This window comes from Streptomyces sp. NPDC088915, assembly GCF_044749825.1.
Classification (GTDB): Bacteria; Actinomycetota; Actinomycetes; order Streptomycetales; family Streptomycetaceae; genus Streptomyces.
This window is the reverse complement of the sequence record NZ_JBIVIR010000004.1, coordinates 67737-85868: the sequence shown is the minus strand read 5'-3', so window position 1 is coordinate 85868 and position 18132 is coordinate 67737. Positions and strand designations below refer to the sequence as shown.

General features: G+C 73.8%; 15 protein-coding genes. 6 read left to right on the top strand and 9 right to left on the bottom strand.

Features of this window, described 5'->3' with window-relative positions:
• Positions 1–26: 26 nt before the first annotated feature.
• The 3 genes from ACIP5O_RS09005 to ACIP5O_RS08995 form a co-directional block, all read right to left on the bottom strand.
• A complete protein-coding gene (locus ACIP5O_RS09005; protein WP_401290386.1) occupies positions 27–773 on the bottom strand; it encodes an anti-sigma factor domain-containing protein in 747 nt (248 codons plus the stop codon).
• Positions 770–1336 carry an ECF RNA polymerase sigma factor SigK gene (gene sigK / locus ACIP5O_RS09000; RefSeq protein WP_401290383.1) on the bottom strand — a complete coding sequence of 189 codons (567 nt, stop codon included), beginning with the start codon at positions 1334–1336 and terminating at the stop codon, positions 770–772. The genes ACIP5O_RS09005 and sigK overlap by 4 nt, the downstream gene beginning before the upstream one ends.
• Before the next feature lie 143 nt (positions 1337–1479).
• Positions 1480–1914, bottom strand: coding sequence for an ATP-binding protein (locus ACIP5O_RS08995; RefSeq protein WP_401290381.1), 435 nt, complete (start codon positions 1912–1914; stop codon positions 1480–1482).
• A gap of 291 nt (positions 1915–2205) precedes the next feature.
• On the opposite strand from ACIP5O_RS08995, the gene ACIP5O_RS08990 reads away from it, so the two are divergent.
• Positions 2206–2583 (top strand): hypothetical protein, encoded by a 378-nt coding sequence (locus ACIP5O_RS08990; RefSeq protein WP_401290378.1) that lies wholly within the window; start codon positions 2206–2208, stop codon positions 2581–2583.
• A gap of 91 nt (positions 2584–2674) precedes the next feature.
• Here ACIP5O_RS08990 and ACIP5O_RS08985 read toward each other — a convergent pair whose 3' ends face one another.
• Entirely contained in the window at positions 2675–4162 is a 1488-nt protein-coding gene (locus ACIP5O_RS08985) for a glutamate synthase subunit beta (RefSeq protein WP_401290375.1), read from the bottom strand.
• Positions 4163–4341: 179 nt separating this feature from the next.
• Here ACIP5O_RS08985 and ACIP5O_RS08980 point away from each other — a divergent pair, with 179 nt between their 5' ends.
• Genes ACIP5O_RS08980 through sbnA form a run of 5 tightly spaced genes read left to right on the top strand, consistent with a single transcriptional unit; the run spans position 4342 to position 12582 of the window.
• Positions 4342–6858, top strand: a complete 2517-nt coding sequence (locus ACIP5O_RS08980; RefSeq protein WP_401290372.1) for a Pls/PosA family non-ribosomal peptide synthetase — start codon at positions 4342–4344, stop codon at positions 6856–6858.
• A complete protein-coding gene (locus tag ACIP5O_RS08975) occupies positions 6858–9461 on the top strand; it encodes an amino acid adenylation domain-containing protein (protein ID WP_401290369.1) in 2604 nt (867 codons plus the stop codon). The genes ACIP5O_RS08980 and ACIP5O_RS08975 overlap by 1 nt, the downstream gene beginning before the upstream one ends.
• A 26-nt stretch (positions 9462–9487) precedes the next feature.
• On the top strand, positions 9488–10489 hold the full coding sequence (locus ACIP5O_RS08970) for a TauD/TfdA family dioxygenase (RefSeq protein WP_401290366.1): 1002 nt from the start codon (positions 9488–9490) through the stop codon (positions 10487–10489).
• Entirely contained in the window at positions 10486–11532 is a 1047-nt protein-coding gene (gene sbnB, locus ACIP5O_RS08965; protein WP_401290363.1) for a 2,3-diaminopropionate biosynthesis protein SbnB, read from the top strand. Before ACIP5O_RS08970 ends, sbnB begins: the two co-directional genes overlap by 4 nt.
• A gap of 60 nt (positions 11533–11592) precedes the next feature.
• Complete coding sequence (gene sbnA / locus ACIP5O_RS08960; protein WP_401290360.1) at positions 11593–12582, top strand: 2,3-diaminopropionate biosynthesis protein SbnA; 990 nt, start codon at positions 11593–11595, stop codon at positions 12580–12582.
• Positions 12583–12591: 9 nt separating this feature from the next.
• Here the strand turns inward: sbnA and ACIP5O_RS08955 are convergent, their stop codons facing one another.
• From ACIP5O_RS08955 to ACIP5O_RS08935, 5 genes are all read right to left on the bottom strand, one after another.
• A complete protein-coding gene (locus ACIP5O_RS08955; RefSeq protein ID WP_401290357.1) occupies positions 12592–13413 on the bottom strand; it encodes a DUF1295 domain-containing protein in 822 nt (273 codons plus the stop codon).
• Positions 13410–14696: a class I SAM-dependent methyltransferase gene (locus ACIP5O_RS08950; protein ID WP_401290354.1), complete on the bottom strand. Its 1287-nt coding sequence runs from the start codon at positions 14694–14696 to the stop codon at positions 13410–13412. Before ACIP5O_RS08950 ends, ACIP5O_RS08955 begins: the two co-directional genes overlap by 4 nt.
• Entirely contained in the window at positions 14693–16018 is a 1326-nt protein-coding gene (locus ACIP5O_RS08945) for a class I SAM-dependent methyltransferase (protein WP_401290351.1), read from the bottom strand. The genes ACIP5O_RS08950 and ACIP5O_RS08945 overlap by 4 nt, the downstream gene beginning before the upstream one ends.
• A gap of 88 nt (positions 16019–16106) precedes the next feature.
• Positions 16107–16874 carry a DUF1365 domain-containing protein gene (locus ACIP5O_RS08940; protein WP_401290348.1) on the bottom strand — a complete coding sequence of 256 codons (768 nt, stop codon included), beginning with the start codon at positions 16872–16874 and terminating at the stop codon, positions 16107–16109.
• Positions 16871–18130, bottom strand: a complete 1260-nt coding sequence (locus ACIP5O_RS08935; protein ID WP_401290345.1) for an NAD(P)/FAD-dependent oxidoreductase — start codon at positions 18128–18130, stop codon at positions 16871–16873. Before ACIP5O_RS08935 ends, ACIP5O_RS08940 begins: the two co-directional genes overlap by 4 nt.
• Positions 18131–18132 lie beyond the last annotated feature (2 nt).

Sequence of the window (18132 nt, the reverse complement as noted above, 5' to 3'; positions counted from 1 at the left end):
TGGGCGGGGCGGGGCGCCGCCCCGGCTCACGCGTCGATGGGGACGATGCCCAGGGGTTCGGTGGTGGGCTGCTCGGAACCGCCCGCGGGTTCGACGGTGATGCCGACGGCGACGGCGTCGCCGAGGGGGCCTTCGAGCAGGCGGGTGGCCGCATCGCCGGTGCCGGGAAGCAGACCGGCGGGCCGCAGGTCGCCCGCCGCCGCGGCGTACCAGAGTTCGTAGACCCGGTCGGCGGTCAGGGACGGCAGGCCGCGCGCGGTGAACGCCGCCCGGTTCTGGCCGCGGGAGACGACGACGGCGACGGCCGTCCCGTCGTCCAACCGCTCCGAGTGGAGGGCGGCATCGGGGGCGGTGAGGACGTCGGCGAAGGCCGCGCCGTAGCCGCGCGCCCGCTCCTCCGCCCGCGTGACCCCGGCGCGGGCTTCCTCGGCCCGGGAATGCTGCCACGCGGCGATGCCGCCGAGGGCGACGGCCGCGGCGAGGGACGCGGCCAGGACCATGTCCAGCACGCGCCTGCGGGGCCGTGGGGGCCGGGCAGCGCGTTCCTGACGGACGGTGCCGATGCGCTCCAGGGTCCGCTGCCGCAGTTCGGGGGGCGGGGTGACGCTCTCCGCCGACGCGAGCAGGGTCGTCGCCCGCCGGAGTTCCTCGACCTCGCCGCGGCAGGCGTCGCAGCCCGCGAGGTGGTTCTCGAAGGCGGCCTCCTCGGCCGGGGAGAGGGCGTGGAGGACGTACGCCCCGAGGTCGTCGTGTGAACTCTCGGCGGACTTCACGACCGTCCCTCCAGACAGGCGCGGAGCTCCCGCAGGCCCGCGCGCATCCTCGACTTCACCGTGCCCATCGGGGTCGACAGCGACCGGGCCACCTCAAGGCAGGTGAGCCCCTCGTAGTAGGCGAGCACGAGCGGGACCCGGTGGACGCCGGCGAGCCGGCCCAGACAGCGGTACACGCGCCGGTGCTCGTCCCTGCCCTCGACGGCCTCGGCGACCTCGTCGAAGGGGCGTGCGGCGGACAGCATCGCCGCCCGCCGCTCCCGGTCCGCGCTCGCCTGCGCGGAGCGCACCCGGTCGACGGCCCGGCGGTGGGCGAGGGTGAGGACCCACGTCCTGGCCGTGCCCCGCTCGGACCGGTAGCGGTCGGCGGTGCGCCAGACCTCGATCATGACGTCCTGCGTCACCTCCTCGGCCTGCGCGGCGTTCCGCAGGATCCGGCGGGTCAGACCCAGCACCGAACCGACGAGGGCGTCGTACACGCCGGCGAACGCCTCCTGGTCCCCGTCGGCCGAGCGGATCAGCAGCTCCTCCACCTTCGCGTCGTGCTCGTGTCCCTGCGGCACGCGCTGCTCACCGTCCTCTGCGTCGGTCGGCCGCCGTGCTGGCGACATGCCCTCGGTGCACGGGGGCCGTCCTTGCCCGACTCTGCCCGTGATCCCGCGCGGACGCCGTACGGCAGGGGCAATCGGGTGACGGGCGGGGGAAGTCACGGCGGTCCGTCCGGCCCGAACCCGCCGGAGTCCAGATCGAGCGCGACGTGCAGGGACTTGCCCCCGAGGGCGGGGACCACCTTGATCCGGCCGCCGAGCCCGCGGATGAGGGGGAAGCCGAAACCGCCCCGCTCGTCACCGGGCGCCTCCCGCGACGTCCAGGGAAGCTCCTCGCTCCGGTCGGCGACGGCGATGTCGAGCAGCGGGCCGCGGACCGTCAGCGTCAGGACGCAGGGACCGCGCGCGTGCCGGACGACGTTCGTGACCAGCTCGGAGACGATCAGCACGGCCTCCTCCGCCCGGGCCGGCCGTGCCCGGGAGCCCTCCAACCAGCGTTCGGCGGCGCGGCGGGCGGCCGCCGGAGTCCTCGGGTCGTAAGGCAGGGCGACGCTGTGGCGCGTCATGCCGGGCGACGGCATCGTGGTGATCATGACTACCCCCTCGGAGGGGATCGAGTCGGTGGACGCGGATGTGTACTGGGGATTCGGAGCCGCGCGGCCGCCGGATGTCGCATCCGGTGTTCCGGAAGCGAGCCGCTCACCGCGGTCGGGGAATTTCCCGGCGTCCGGTTCGTCCACGGCGCCTTCGGCTCCGAACCCCTCATGTCCTGCGCAGCGAGAGCGGCGACGGAGCGACGGCCGTCTCGGGACGGCCTCCTTGCACACGCCCGCCGGTTCTCGTACGTGCGCGCCGATGCGATGCGTTCGAAGGAGGTGGATCCGATGACCGCATCCACCCGACTCCGCCGTCTGGTGGCGGGTGCCGCGGCCTCCGGCCTGCTGGCCGGCGGTGCCGCACTCGGTCTGTCGGGCACGGCGGCAGCCGCCCCGGCACCCGCGTCCGTCGCCACCGATGTGGTGACGGTCGACCATCACGACCGGTGCGAGTGGAAGAAGGGGCACTGGGAGAAGACGTGGGCCAAGGGCCACTGGGAGAAGAAGGCGTTCCCCCACAAGACCTGGCACCCGGGCCATCACGACGGGCACGGGAAGTGGGTCAAGGGCCACTGGAGCCACGACCACTCCTACAAGTGGGTCTACGTTCCCGGCCACTGGGACCACACGTGGGTGAAGGGCCACTGGGACTGCCGGCACCGCTGACGGGGAGCCCCGGGGTGGGGCCGGGAGCGCGACTCCCGGCCCCACCTCCTCGTGGCGCGCGGCCGGCGCCGGAGCCCGCGCGCCCGTCCGGCTACACCAGCGGCCCGTCCACGGCCGTGATCGGGGCCGGAAGGTCGCTGGAGCCCCTCAGGTAGCGGTCCGCCGAGGCCGCGGCGGACCGGCCCTCCGCCAGGGCCCAGACCACGAGGGACTGCCCGCGCCCGGCGTCGCCCGCCACGAAGACCCCCTCGGGACCCGACCCCGCCGTCCGCGCCCCGAAGTCGGAGGCCCGGGCGAAGTTGCCCCGGTCGTCGGGGACGAGCCCGAGCGCCTCCGTGAGGGGCGTGCCGTGCGCGGGGCCGTGGAACCCCAGGGCGAGCAGGACCAGTTGGGCGGGCAGCATCCGCTCGGTTCCCGGGCGCGGAGCCCTGTCCGAGGGGTCCACCTCCGTGAGGCGCACCGCCTCGACGCGACCGGCGGCGTCGTGCTCGAACCGTACGGCCGCCGCGCCGAACACCCTCGGATCGTCACCGTCCCGGTCGCGGGCCTCCTCGTGGGCGTGCGAGACGCGGTGGATCCTCGGATGGACCAGCGGCCACGGCTCGCTCTCCCGCCGGGACGGGCCCGCCATCGGGTTGATGTCCACGTGCACGACGGACGCGGCACCCTGGCGCAGGGCGGTGCCGAGGCAGTCCGTCCCCGTGTCGCCCCCTCCGATGATCACCACGTGTCTGCCCTCGGCCGTCACGGACGGCCGCGCGCGGTCGCCCTCGGCCGCCCGGTTCGCCGCCGTCAGGTACTCCATGGCCTGGTGGACTCCTTCCGACGCCCTTCCGTGTACGGGGAGTTCACGGGGTTCCGTCGCTCCGACGGCCACGACCACCGCGTCGTGCGCACTCCTCATCGTGGCCGCGTCCAGATCGGTGCCGACGTCGACGCCGGTGCGGAACCGCGTCCCCTCCTCCCGCATCTGCGCGACGCGCCGGTCCAGTTGCCGCTTCTCCAGCTTGAAGGCGGGAATGCCGTAGCGCAGCAGCCCGCCGACGCGGTCGGACCGTTCGAAGACCGTGACGAGGTGGCCGGCCCGGGTGAGCTGCTGCGCCGCCGCAAGCCCCGCCGGACCCGAGCCCACCACCGCGACCGACCGGCCCGTCGGCCGCTCCGGCGGGTGGGCGCGGACGTGGCCCCGCGCCCAGGCCTCGTCGGCGATGGCCTGCTCGACGTTCTTGATGGTCACCGGTTCCCCGGTGAGCGCCAGGACGCAGGCATCCTCACAGGGCGCCGGACAGACGCGCCCCGTGAACTCGGGGAAGTTGTTGGTCGCGTGCAGCCGTTCCGAGGCGGTGCGCCAGTCGCCGTGGGCCGCGTACACGTTCCACTCGGGGATGAGGTTCCCGAGCGGACAGCCCCCGTGGCAGAACGGGACGCCGCAGTCCATGCAGCGACGGGCCTGCCCGGAGACGAGCGGCAGCAGGGCCTGGCCCGCGTACACCTCGTCCCAGTCACCGAGGCGCTCCCCGGAAGGCCGCGCGGGCACGGGCCGGCGGGGTGTGGTGAGGAAGCCGAAGGGGTCGGTCATGCCGCCCTCCGCAACGCTGCTCAGGGGGTCGACGGGAGTCCTCCCAGCGTACGTCCGCGCCACGGCACCGTCCGAGCCACGAGAAGTTCGAAGGGATCTTCATCGATCCGGGAGCCGGCGACGAATCACCTGTACAGCATCCGACGCGGCTGCCAAAGCCCGATCCGGGGAGTTCTCCCATGACACAGAAGTCGCTCGACGCCGAACAACGCGCGGGCACCGGCACGCAGCGGGCACTGGCCCGGCTGCTCGCGGACGTCGCTCACCTGGACGACGTGCCCCTCGACAGCCACTTCTTCGACGAGCTGGGCACGGACTCCCTGGTCATGGCGCACTTCTGCGCACGGGTGAGGAAACAGGGCGACCTTCCCGACGTGTCGATGAGGGACGTCTACCGGCATCCGACGATCAGAAGCCTGAGCACGGTCCTCGGCGGCGACGAACCGGCTCCCGCCGTCACCGTAGCCGTCGCCGCCCCCGAGGCCCGCCCGCCCGGCCCCGCACCGCCCGGCCCCGAGCCCCCGCCGGAACGCCGGAGCCAGGTGCTGTGCGGTGCGGTGCAACTGCTGTGCTTCGTCGGCTACGCCTTCCTCCTCGCCCTCATCACCGCCCGCGGCTACGACTGGATCTCCACCGGTGCCAACCTCTGGGACGACTACCTGAGGTCGGTCGTGTTCGGCGCCGTGACCCTGCTGGTCCTGTGCACCCTGCCGATCATCGCGAAGTGGGTCCTCATCGGCCGCTGGAAGCCGGGGCGGATCCCGGTCTGGAGCCTCGCGTACGTCCGCTTCTGGCTGGTCAAGACGCTGACGCGGGCGAACCCGATGGCACTGACCGTCGGCTCTCCGCTCTACGTCCTCTACCTCAAGGCCCTCGGCGCCCGGATCGGACGCGGAGTGACCGTCCTCTCCCGCAGCGTGCCCGTGTGCACCGACCTCCTGACGGTCGGCGACCGCACGGTCATCCGCAAGGACGCCCTGTTCGGCTGCTACCGCGCCCACGACGCCGCGATCGAGACGGGCACGGTCACCCTCGGGCGCGACGTGGTCGTCAGCGAGGCGACGGTCCTCGACATCGGCACGTCGATGGGCGACGGGGCACAGCTCGGCCACGCGTCCTCGCTCCATCCGGGCCAGCACGTGCCCGACGGCGAGCACTGGCACGGATCGCCGGGCCAGCCGACGGACGCGGACTTCCTGGCGGTGGCTCCGGCCCGCTGCGGCGCGGTGCGGCGCGCGGGCCAAGCCGCCGCCCAGACCGTCATGGCGCTGCTGGTGTTCGCACCGCTCGCCGTGGGATGCCTGGACGTGCTGCTCTCGAAGGCCCCGCAGCTGACGACGGTGCTCGAACCGGAGCCCACCGCGCTCGCCGACTGGGTCTTCTACGCCGACCTGCTGCTCGTGACGGGCGTCGTCTTCTTCGGCGGCGTCCTGATCGCCCTGATCGCCCTGGCCGTCGTCCCCCGCGTGCTCGGCCGGCTCGTCACCCCCGGCCGGGTGTACCCCCTGTACGGCGTCCACCACGCGGCGCACCGGGCGGTCACCCTGCTGACCAACAGAAGGTTCATGACGCGCCTCTTCGGCGACAGCTCCGTCGTGGTGCACTACCTGCGCTGGATCGGCTACGACCTGTCCACCGCGGAACAGACCGGCTCGAACTTCGGCACCGCGGTCAAGCACGAGAGCCCCCTGCTGAGCTCCGTGGGCCGGGGGACCATGGTCGCGGACGGCCTGTCGCTCATGAACGCCGACTACTCGAGCACGTCCTTCCGCGTGACCCGCACCACCATCGGCGCGCACAACTTCCTCGGCAACAGGATCGCCTACCCCTCCCGGGGCAGGACCGGCGACAACTGCCTCCTGGCGACCAAGGTCATGGTTCCCGTCGACGGCCCGCTCCGGCACGACGTGGGCCTGCTCGGCTCACCGAGCTTCGAGATCCCCCGCTCGGTGGCGCGGGACGGCACCTTCGACGCCCTCGCACAGGGCGAGGGCCTGCACCGCCGCCTGCTCGCCAAGAACCGGCACAACGCCGCCAGCATGGCGTGGTTCCTGTTCACCGCCTGGCTCTACTTCTTCGCGGCCACCCTCCTCTACGCGGGAGCGGCCGACCTGTACGCCCAGTGGGGCGTCACGGCCCTCGCCCTCGCCAACATCGCGCTGCTGCCGTTCACCGTCCTGTACTACGTGCTGATCGAACGCCTGGTCAGGGCGGTGCACCCGCTCGGACCGCTCTTCTGCTCGATCTACGACGTCCGCTTCTGGCGGCGCGAACGGTACTGGAAGGTCCCGTCGGAGACGTACCTGCAGGTCTTGAACGGCACCCCGTTCAAGCCCCTCGTGTGGCGACTGCTCGGCGTCCGCATCGGCAGGTCGGTGTTCGACGACGGCTGCAGCCTGACCGAGCGGACCATGGTCACCCTCGGGGACGGCTGCACCCTCAACGCGGGCAGCGTCGTCCAGTGCCACTCGCAGGAGGACGGCACCTTCAAGTCCGACACCAGCCGGATCGGCGCCGGCTGCACGCTCGGGGTGGGCGCCCTCGTCCACTACGGCGCCACGGTCGGCGACGGCGCCCACCTGGCGGCGGACTGCTTCCTGATGAAGGGCGAGACGGTCCCCGACCACGGCCGGTGGTCGGGGAACCCCGCACGACCGACCGCTCCGGAGCACGACACCCAGGGAGACGAACGGTGATGACGGAACGACCGACCGCGGACGCACCGCCCGCGCACACCCCCGCCGACCACACGCACATCCCCGCCGGCCCCGCGCCCGCCGACTCCGCGCACATCCCCGCCGGCCCCGCGCCCGCCCCCGCCGGTCAGGCGTTCACGACCGACGACCACACGTTCACGACCGTGCCGAGGTGGGCCCCCGATCCGGTGCCCGGCACCGCGGAGCACACCACAATGCCTCTTCCCGGCCGGACGGCCGCCGCGCTCCGCGCCCGCGCCGACGCGTTCGGGGTGCCGGTCGCCGCTGTCCTCCTGGCCGCCCACGCGAAGGTGCTCTCCGCGCTCTCCGCCGACGCCGAGGTCACGACCGGCTACCTGTCCCCGGGCACGCGCCGGCCGACGGCCTGCCGGCTGACCGTCGGGCCCGGCACCTGGCGCCACCTGGTCGAGGAGGCCCACCGGGCGCTGCCGCTCCCGTCCCCCACGGAGCGGCGGCGCACCGACGGACTCCCCGGCGCACCGCCCGACGTCGTGTTCGACCCGTCGGGGGACGGACGCGCGCCGGACGGCACGGCCCTGTGCGTGAGCCTGTCCGAGGACGACCCGCGCGTCCTGCGCCTGCGCTACCGCACCGACGTGCTCGACGGCGCCGCCGCCGCCCGCATCGGCGGCTACCACCTCCGCGCGCTCGAACGGATCGCCGCCGCCCCCGAGGAACACCACGAGCACCGCACCCTGCTGTCCGCCGAGGAGATCCGGTTCCAGACCGAGGAACTCGCCGGCCCCTCCCGGCCGATCCCGGACCGCCGCTTCCACGAACTGTTCGAGGAGCGGGCGCGCGAGCGGCCCGACGCCGTCGCGGCCGAGCACCGCGGCACGCGCTGGACCTACCGCGAACTGAACGAACGGGCCAACCGCCTGGCCCGGGCCCTGCTCTCCGAGGGGCTGGAGCCCGAGGACGTCGTCGCCGTGGTCACCGGACGGACGCTGCACTGGATGGCGGCGGTGATCGCCGTCCTCAAGGCGGGCGGGACCTACCTGCCCATCGACCCCGCTTACCCGTCCGGGCGCATCGCCGCGATGCTCACCCGTGCGGACTGCGCCCTCGTGCTCACGGAGCCCGACGCCTCCCGGAACCTCGACCGGGCCCTCGAAACCCGGCCCGGCACGCGCACGTTGCTCGTCCCCGCCGTCGCCGGGAGCACCGCCCGCGCCGACGATCCCGCCGTCCCGGTGGCGGCGGACCGACTGGCCTACGTCTACTTCACCTCCGGATCCACCGGCGAGCCGAAGGGCGCCCTGTGCGAACACGCCGGCATGCTCAACCACCTCCTGGCGAAGATCGACGACCTCGGCATCGAAGAGGGCGACGTCGTGGCGCAGACCGCCTCCCAGTGCTTCGACATCTCGCTCTGGCAGCTCCTCGCCGGGCCCCTGGCCGGGGGACGGACGCTCCTCGTCGAGCAGGAGGCCGTCCTCGACGCCGCCAGGTTCCTCGACACCGTCACCGACGGGCGCGTCACGGTGTTCCAGGTCGTCCCGTCGTACCTCGACGTCCTGCTGTCCGCGCTGGAGCGCACGCCGCGCCGAATGGCCGACCTGCGCCGCGTGTCGGTCACCGGAGAGGCACTGCACAAGGGACTCGTCCGGCGCTGGTTCGCCGCGCTGCCCGAGGTCCCCCTGGTCAACGCCTACGGGCTGACGGAGACGTCGGACGACACCAACCACGAAGTGATGACGGGCGTGCCGGAGGGCGACCGGATACCCCTGGGCCGGCCCGTGGCCAACGTGCGGATCTACGTGGTCGACGACGACCTGACACCGGTTCCGCTCGGAGCCCCCGGAGCCGTCGTCTTCTCCGGGGTCTGCGTGGGCCGCGGCTACGTGAACGACCCGGAGCGCACCCGGGACTCCTACCTCCCCGACCCGTACCACCCCGGACAGCGCCTCTACCGCGGAGGGGACTTCGGCCGCTGGCTGCCGGGGGGAAAGCTCGAATACCACGGCCGTCACGACGCCCAGGTGAAGATCCGCGGGTTCCGCGTCGAGATCGGCGAGGTCGAGAACGCCCTGCTGCGGCTCCCCGGCGTCCGCGACGGCGCCGTCGTCGTCACCGGCGAGGAGACCCACGCGCGGCAGCTGGTGGCGTTCTGCACCGGGCCACGGCCGCAGGCCGAGGACGTCCTGCTCCGGCGACTCGGCGAGCTGCTGCCCGCCTACATGGTCCCGTCCTCCGCGCACTGGCGGCAGACCCTGCCGCTCACGGCCAACGGCAAGACCGACCGGGCGGCCCTCGGCGCCCTCGCCCGGAACCTCGGCCGGTCCGACGGCGGGCGCGACGCGCCCCGCACGCCGGGCGAGCGGCGGCTCGCCACGGCCTGGGCGCACGTCCTCGGCGTACCGGACGACGGCATCGGCCGGCAGGACGACTTCTTCGACCTCGGCGGCACCTCGCTGTCCGCCGTGCGCCTGGCCGTCGCCTTGGACCGGGCCGTCTCCCCGCGCGACCTGACGGCCCACCCCGTCCTGGCCGACCTGGCCGCCCTGATCGACGAACGGGCCCGCCGGTCCCCGGCGGGCCCCGAGAGCGCCCGTGCCGCCGCACTGCCGGCGACCTCGTGAACCACGCACCGATGGAGAGGAACGACATGCTGTCCGCACTGTTCCGCAAGCCGCAGACACCGGAACCCACGGCGATCCGCGAAAGCGCGGCGCCCCCGAACCCGGCCGCCTGGCCCGACTCCTACCGGAAGGAGCTGCTCGACCGGGTCGCCGAGCACGGCGCGGTCCTCGTCGGCGGACTGGACCTGCGAGGCGCGGCCGACGTCGAGACGGCCGTCCGCAAGGTGACCGACCGCCCCGTGCGGGAGACGGAGGGCTTCGCCCCCCGCGAGACGCGCGGCGAAGGCCTCTACTCGTCGGCCGTCTGGCCCGCCAACCAGCCGATGTGCATGCATCACGAGCTGAGCTACGCGCGCCACTGCCCCGGACTGCTCCTGTTCGCCTGCCTGGAATCGCCGGCCGACGGCGGAGCCACCGCCCTCGCCGACGCCGCCGCCGTCCTGGAGGCCCTTCCCGCCGCCCTGGTCGAGCGCTTCGAGGAGGAGGGCTGGCTGCTCGAACGCTCCTACAACGGCGAGATCGGCGCCACCCTGGCCCAGGCGTTCGGCACCGAGGACCGCGGAGCCGTCGACGCGTACTGCCGGGCCAACGACATCGAGACCGCCTGGCAGCCCGACGGGACGCTGCGCACGCGCCAGCGGCGCGCCGCGGTCGTACGGCACCCGGTCAGCGGCCGGCGCTGCTGGTTCAACCAGATCGCCTTCCTGAGCGAGTGGACGATGGCCCCCGAGGTGCGGGAGTTCCTGATCGGGGAGTACGGCCCGAACGGACTGCCCTTCACCACGCGCTACGGCGGCGGCGACCCGGTGCCCGGGGACGTGGTCGAACGGATCAACCGGGCCTACGACGGGGCGACGGTCCGCCGGCCCTGGCGGGCCGGTGACCTGATGATCGTCGACAACCTGCGCACCGCCCACAGCCGGGAGGCCTACACGGGGCCGCGGGACGTCCTGGTGGCCATGGCCGAACCCATCGACCCGGTCGATCCGCCGTCCCCGGACCGGCCGTCGAGGAGGACCGGGTCATGACCGCTTCCGTCGCCGCACCCGTGGTGCCACCGTTCGCCGTCGTCCCCGGACGGCAGGTCAAGGAAGTCCTCCACGGCCGGGAGAGCGCCGTGACGAAGGTCGTCGAGGACACCTACCGGCTGCACGCCGCCGGACACACCGTCAACCCGCCCTCCTCCTTCCTCCGGTTCACCGACCGGCCCGCGTCGCGCATCATCGCCCTCGCGGCCTCCCTGGGAGGGGACGAGAGCCGGGTGGACGGCCTCAAGTGGATCGCGAGCTTCCCCGGGAACGTGCGGTCGGGCATCCCCAGGGCCTCGGCCGTGCTCATCCTCAACGACCCCGTCACCGGCTATCCCTTCGCCTGCATGGAGAGCTCGGTCATCAGCGCCGCCAGGACGGCCGCCTCCGCGGCGGCGGCGGCCGACCGGCTCAGCCGGGGCCGGCCGCGGCCCACCCGCGTCGGGTTCGTCGGCACCGGCCTGATCGCCCGCTACATCCACACCTATCTCGCCGGCACCGGCTGGACGTTCGAACACACCGGCGTCCACGACCTGTCGGCGGACAGCGCGGCCGGCTTCCGGCTCTATCTGGAGCAGGCGGGGAACACCGGGCCCGTCACCGTGCACCACGACGCCGAGACGCTCATCCGCACCAGCGACCTGGTGGTCTTCGCGACCGTCGCCGGCCGGCCGCACGTCACCGATGCCTCGTGGTTCGACCACAACCCCCTCGTGCTGCACATCTCGCTGCGCGACCTCGCACCCGAGGTCCTGCTGTCCGCGACCAACATCGTCGACGACGTCGAGCACGTCCTCAGGGAGTCGACCTCGCCCCACCTCACGGAACGGCTCACCGGCAACCGGTCCTTCCTCGACGGCACGCTCGAGGACGTCATGGCCGGACGCGTGACGCCGCCGCCGGACCGCCCCGTGATCTTCTCGCCCTTCGGGCTCGGAGTCCTCGACCTGGCGGTCGGCAAGTACGTCTACGACGAGGTGGCCCGATCGGGCCGACTGCTGCTCGTCGACAGTTTCTTCGACGAGCTGAACCGCTACGGATGAGGCGGTCCCGTCCTGCCGGACCGTTCGGCCGGACCGTCCGACCACGAGAAGGAGAGCACCGTGACCGTCATATCCGTCCCGCAGGCCTTCAACGAGGAGGACCTCTACGTCGACCTCTGGCCGACGATCGGGCACCCCCTGTTCCTCAAGTGCGAGGGCTTCAACTTCGCCGGTTCCATCAAGCTGAAGGCGGCGACCGAGATGGTGGAGGCCGCCGAACGGAGCGGGCTCCTCACCGAGGACTCGATCCTCGTCGAATCCTCCTCGGGCAACCTCGGCGTCGCGCTGAGCATGATCGCGGCCGGCAAGGGCTACCGCTTCCTCTGCGTCACCGACTCCCACTGCAACCTGACCACCCGTCTGATGATGGAGGCCATGGGAAGCGACGTGCACGTCGTCTCCGACGAGGCGGGCAGCGGCAGCCTCCTCGGAGCACGGCTCGCCCTCGTCCGCGCCCTGTGCGCCTCCGACGACCGGTGCGTGTGGCTCAGCCAGTACACCAACGCGAACAACTGGAAGGCCCACTACCGCAGGACGGCGCCCGCCATCGCCCGCGCGTTCCCGCAGCTCGACACCCTCTTCGTCGGGGCCGGCACCACGGGGACCCTGATGGGCTGCGCGCGGTTCTTCCGCGCCTGGAACCCGGCCGTGCGCATCGTCGCCGTGGACAGCGTCGGCTCCGCCATCTTCGGCGGCACCCCGGGACGCCGGATGATCCCCGGCCTCGGCATGAGCATGAAGCCGCCGCTCCTCGATGAGGCGTACGTGGACGAGGCGGTGTCCGTCGAGGAGGCGGACACCGTGCGCACCTGCCGCATGCTCGCCCGGCGCGGATTCCTCTTCGGAGGATCCACCGGCACGGTCGTCAGCGGCGCGACCGGCTGGCTCGCCCGCCACGGCACCCGGGAGACGACCGCCGTCGCGATCGCCCCGGACCTCGGCGAGCGCTACCTCGACACGATCTACCAGTCCAACTGGGCGCAGGCGCTGTACGGCGACGACGTCCTCGTGCCGGACGGCAGGACCGTCGACCGGGTGCCGCCGGTGTGAGGGAGACCGTCACCTCCCGTGCCGCGGAGGGGTACGGCGCGGCGGCCTGGGAAGGAAACCGCTGGTGCGGGCGGCGTACGCGGCGTAGCCGGGGCGGCCGGACATGCGCTTCTCCAGCAGGCGCTTGCCGCTGCCGACGGTCAGCAGCAGGGTCATGACGGCGGGGGAGACGAGCCCGGCCAGGGCCGTCTGCCAGGTGGTGCAGACCAGGAGGTACAGACCCCACCAGACGAGGGCGTCACCGAAGTAGTTCGGGTGCCGGGTCCACGCCCACAGCCCCCGGTCCATGACGCGCCCGCGGTGCGCGGGATCGGCCTTGAACCGGGCCAGTTGGCGGTCGCCGACGGCCTCGAAGACCAGCCCGGCCGCCCACACGGCCACCGCGGCGGCGTCCAGCGGGCCCAGCGGCGAAGGGCTGTGGGCGGCCAGCTGGACCGGCAGCGAGACCAGCCAGACGAGACCCGCCTGCAGCAGGTACACGGTCCGCAGCGCGTACCAGGTGCGGTTGCCCGGCGCCTTGTCGAGCAGCTCGGCGTAGCGCGGGTCCTCGCCGTGGCCCCGGGAGCGGTGGGCGATGTGCAGCGAGAGCCGCAGCCCCCAGACGACGGTGGCCCCGGTGGCCAGCAGCCGCCGCCCGTCGTCGCCGTGCCCGTCGGACAGCACGAAGGAGACGACGGCGACGGCGCAGAAGGCGAGGCCCCAGGCGATGTCCACGATCCGGTGCAGGCCCAGGCGGACGGCGACGGCGAACGTGACGAGCAGGACCCCCACCGCCGTGGCCGCCGTGGCGAGGAGGCAGGGGACGAGCGCGCCCCAGTCGGGCGGGCTCACGGCCGGCCGTCCGGGCCGTACCAGGCGGCGGGAGTGGACGGCACGCCCGCACCGCCCCCACGGGTGGAGCGGACGGCGAGGATCTGGTCGACGCCCATGCGCCGCTCCGAGAACGCGAGCGAGGCACCGGCCAGGTAGAGGCGCCAGACGCGGCAGGTCGTCGCGCCGACGAGCGCCTCGAAGCGGGACCACTCGGATTCGAGCCGGTCGCGCCAGGCGTCGATGGTCCGCGTGTAGTGCTCGCGGACGGACTCGACGTGCCGGGCCTCGAAACCGGCGGACTCCAGCACGTCCACGGTCCTGCCGACCGGACGCATGTGCATGTCGGGGGCGATGTAGGTCTCGATGAACGGCCCCCCGCCCGGCGCGTTCGCGCCCCGGGACATCTGCTGGACGAACAGCCGCCCGCCGGGGCGCAGCGCGCCGTACAGCTTCGCCGCGAACTCCGGGTACTCGGCGTCGCCGACGTGCTCGCCCATCTCCACGGTGGACACCGCGTCGAAGCCCGTCGCGTCGATGTGGCGCCAGTGCCCGAACTCGGCGTCCACGAGGTCGGCCACGCCCTCGCGCACGCACCGGTCGGCCACGAAGTGCCGCTGGGCCCGGGAGAGGGTGACGGCGGTGACACGGACCTCGTGCTCGCGGGCGGCGTGCACGGCGAGCGAGCCCCAGCCGCAGCCGACGTCGAGGAGCCGGTCCCCGGCGCGCAGGCCGAGCTTGCGGCAGATCAGCTCCAGCTTGTCCCGCTGGGCGTCGGCCAGACCGTAGGAGGGGTCGTCGGGACGGGTCCAGTACCCGCACGAGTACGCCATCGACTCGTCGAGCAGCAGGGCGTAGAAGTCGTTGGAGAGGTCGTAGTGGTGGCTGATCGCGGCCCGGTCGCGGCCCGTGGTGTGCAGCCGGCCGCCGAGGCGGGCGCGGCCGTCGGGGCGGCGCGGCGGAGGCCCGGCCGCGCCCAGGCCCACGGCCAGGGCGCCGGCCGCCGCCAGTCCGGCCGGTCCCGGCCGGACGGTCCCCTGGTCGCGGACGGCGCGGCCGGCCCGGGACAGGGCCCGGGCGAGGTCCCCCTCGACGTCGAGCTCCCCGGTGACGTACGCCTCCGCCAGGCCCAGTTCGCCCGGCTGCCACAGCAGGCGGCGCAGGACCGCGGGGGAGCGGAGCGAGACGAGGGGCGCGTCGGCGGGACCGGCCGTGCTGCCGTCCCAGGCGCGCAGCCGTACCGGCGGCGGACCGGTGACGAAGTGGCCGAGCAGTTCGGCGAGACGGTCGGCGGCGGGCCTCATCGGGGGGTCCCTTCGGTCAGGAGGATCTGGCGGACGTCGAGGTAGCCGGAGCGGAAACCGGCCTCCGAATAGGCGAGGTACAGCTCCCACATGCGCCGGAAGACGGTGTCGAAGCCGAGGGCGGCGACGTCGTCCCGCCGGGCGGTGAACCGCTCCCGCCACAGGCGCAGGGTCTCCGCGTAGTGCGGGCCGTAGCCGTTGTCGGCGACGGTGCGCAGCCCGGCGGCGGTGGAGTGCGCGTCGATGGCCTCGCGGGAGGGGATCAGACCGCCGGGGAAGACGTACTTGCTGATCCACGTGTGGGTGGCGGCGGTGTGCAGCATCTGCAGGTGGCCCATGGTGATGGCCTGGAGGGCGACCCTGCCGCCGGGGGCGAGCGCGCCGCGCAGGGTCCGGAAGTAGGAGTGCCAGTACTCGGCCCCGACCGCCTCGATCATCTCGACGCTGACGACGGCGTCGTAGCGGCCCTCGACGTCCCGGTAGTCGCGCAGCTGGATGTCGACCCGGTCGGCCAGGCCGGCCTCCCGCACGCGCGCGCGTGCGAGGTCGGCCTGCTCGGAGGAGAGGGTGAGGGTGGTGACCCGCGCGCCCCGGGCCGCGGCCCGCAGGGCGAGCTCGCCCCAGCCGGTGCCGATCTCCAGGAGCCGCGTGTCCGGACCGACCCGGGCGAGGTCCAGGAGCCGGTCGATCTTGCGGTGCTGGGCGTCCGTCAGGGACGCGAAGCGGGCGGGGAAGGCGGGGAACAGCGCGGAGGAGTAGGTGAGGGACGGGTCGAGGAAGGTGGCGAACAGCTCGTTCGACAGGTCGTAGTGGCGGTGGACGTTCTCCCGCGCCCCGTCGGGGGTGTTGCGGTCGCCGTCCGGCCGGGACGGCACCCACAGGGAGCGCAGTCCGCGCAGCGGGGCGGGCACCAGGTCGTCGACGTGCGCGGCGAGGCGGGTCAGGACCCCGGGCAGGTCGTCGCTGTCCCACTCCCCGGCCATGTAGGACTCGCCGAAGCCGATCAGACCGGCGCCGCCGATCCTGCGGTAGAAGGCGTCCGGGTCGTGGAGCACGAGCCGGGGCGTGGACGGCACGGCGGGGTCCGCGGCGCCGTCGGGCGCGAGGAGCGACAGGTCCTTCAGCGCCTTGCGCACCAGGTACCGGGCGAGGGCCGTCCGGCCGGGCGTCGTCTTCGGCGGCCGGGCCACGTCCGGCCAGCGGTCGGCGTCGACGGCTTCGACGACGTCCACGGCCCCGACGGCTCCGGCGGCTTCGACGCGGTCCACGGCTTCGTCGGTGTGGACGGCCGCGGCCGGACCGGGCTGGACCGGCACGGACACGGCACGCCGGGGAGCCCGGGCGCGATCGGGGAAGACAGGGGAGGGAGGATTCAAAGCGGTGTGTCCTTCTGGGTGGTGTGCGGTGGGATCAGCGCGTACGGGCGGTCGGCCGCCCGCACGGCGAGGAGGGCGTCCCGGCTCCGGGACGGGGCCGTACGGGCAGGCCGCGCAGCCACAGGCGGATGCCGTGGCGGCGGATCCCGGCCCACACGGCGCCGGTCGACCACGGCCTGCGCACCGCGCACCCGAGGAGGGCGGCGACGGTGGCGGGGCGCCGGCGGCCCCGTACGGTCGCGGTGAACGGACGGCCGTCCCCGGTCCGCAACTGCACCGCCAGGCGCAGCTCCTCGCCGGGCAGCGGCAGGCGCATCCGGTAGCGGCCCTCGACGCCGAAGAACGGGGAGACGTAGAAGGCCTTGTCCGCCTCGGCGGTCCCCTCGCCGTCGGGCCGGAGCAGGTAGCAGTGCCGCTGCCCGTACGTGTTGTGGACCTCGGCCACCACGCACACCGGGGCGCCGGTCGCGTCGTGGCACCAGTACACGCTCAGCGGGTTGAAGACGAAGCCGAACACGCGCGCGTGCGCGAGCATCACGACGCGCCCCCCGCCCAGGTCGACGCCGTGACCGGCCAGGTACGCGTCGAGGCCCGCCCGGATCGACCCGGCACGGCCCGTGAAGTGGTCGCGGGCGTCGAACCGGGCCAGCGGCCGGACCGGGGCGGGCAGCACCGGCAGCGCGTCGAGGTCCACGCACCACAGGTACGTGCGGTGCCGGAAGGAGTGGCGCAGCGGCGCGGTCCGCGCGTGGGCGACCACGCACTCGTACAGCGCGGGCGCCGCCGGACCGGCGCCCGTCACCACCGCACGCCCAGGGACAGGGCGGCGAGCACCCCGGAGCGGCAGCCGTCCTCGTGGAACCCCCAGCCGTGCCACGCGCCCGCGTACGCCGTCACTCCGGTGTTCAGACCGGGGAGTTCCCGCTGCGCCGCGACCGAGGCGGGCGTGTAGACGGGGTGTTCGTACACCATGCGCTCCACCACCCGGTCCGGGGCGACGAGGCCGTCACCGCCGAGGGTGACGACGTACTCGGCCCCGGCCGGCAGCCGCTGCAGGCGCCGCATGTCGTAGCTGATCCGCACCGGGTCGGTGGAGGGGTCGCACCCGGTCAGGTGGTAGTTCCAGGACGCCCGGGCGCGCGGCGAGCGGGGCAGGACGGAGGCGTCGGTGTGCAGCACGGTGGGGTTGCGGGAGTACGTGAAGGCGCCGAGCACCCGCCGTTCGTCGGGGGTCGCGTCGGCGAGCATCCGCAGCGCCTGGTCGGGGTGGGTGGCGATCACGACGGCGTCGTACGTCTCGGCGGCGCCGTCCCGGGTGGTGACCACCGCGCCGCCACCGGTCCGCCGGACGGCCGCGACGGGACTGGCGGTGAGGACGCGCTGGACGCGCTTGGCGGCGGCGGCCACGTAGGCGGCCGAGCCGCCGGTGACGGTCCTCCACTGCGGGGACCCGGTGACGGACAGCAGGCCGTGGTGGTCGAGGAACGCGAAGAGGTACGCGGCCGGGTGGACGAGGGCGGTGCGGGCCGGGCAGGACCACACCGCCGACACCAGCGGGAGCGCGAAGTGGCCGATGAAGTAGGGGGAGAAGCCGTTGTCGCGCAGGAAGTCCCCGAACGTGACGTCCTGGTCCTCTCCTCGGTCCAGCAGGCGCCGGGCCGCGCGGTGGAAGGCGGGGACCTCGGCGAGGAGTCGCAGGTAACGGCCGCGCAGGGCGCCGCGCGAGGCGAAGAGCCCGGCGGCCCCGCGGGCGCCCGCGTACTCCAGGGCGCAGCCGTCGCACCGCACCGACATGCTCATCTCGGTGTCCTGCGTGGCGACGCCCAGTTCGTCGAAGAGTCGCAACAGGGTCGGGTAGGTGCGCTCGTTGTGGACGATGAAGCCGGAGTCCACGGACACCGGCCGGCCGTCGGGCCCGGCCAGTTCCCGGGTGTGGGCGTGGCCGCCGAGGCGTCCGTCCGCCTCGTACAGGGTGACCTCGCGCGCCGAGGAGAGGACGTAGGCGGCGGTCAGCCCCGCCACCCCGGCGCCGACCACTGCCACCTTGCGTTGCTCCACAC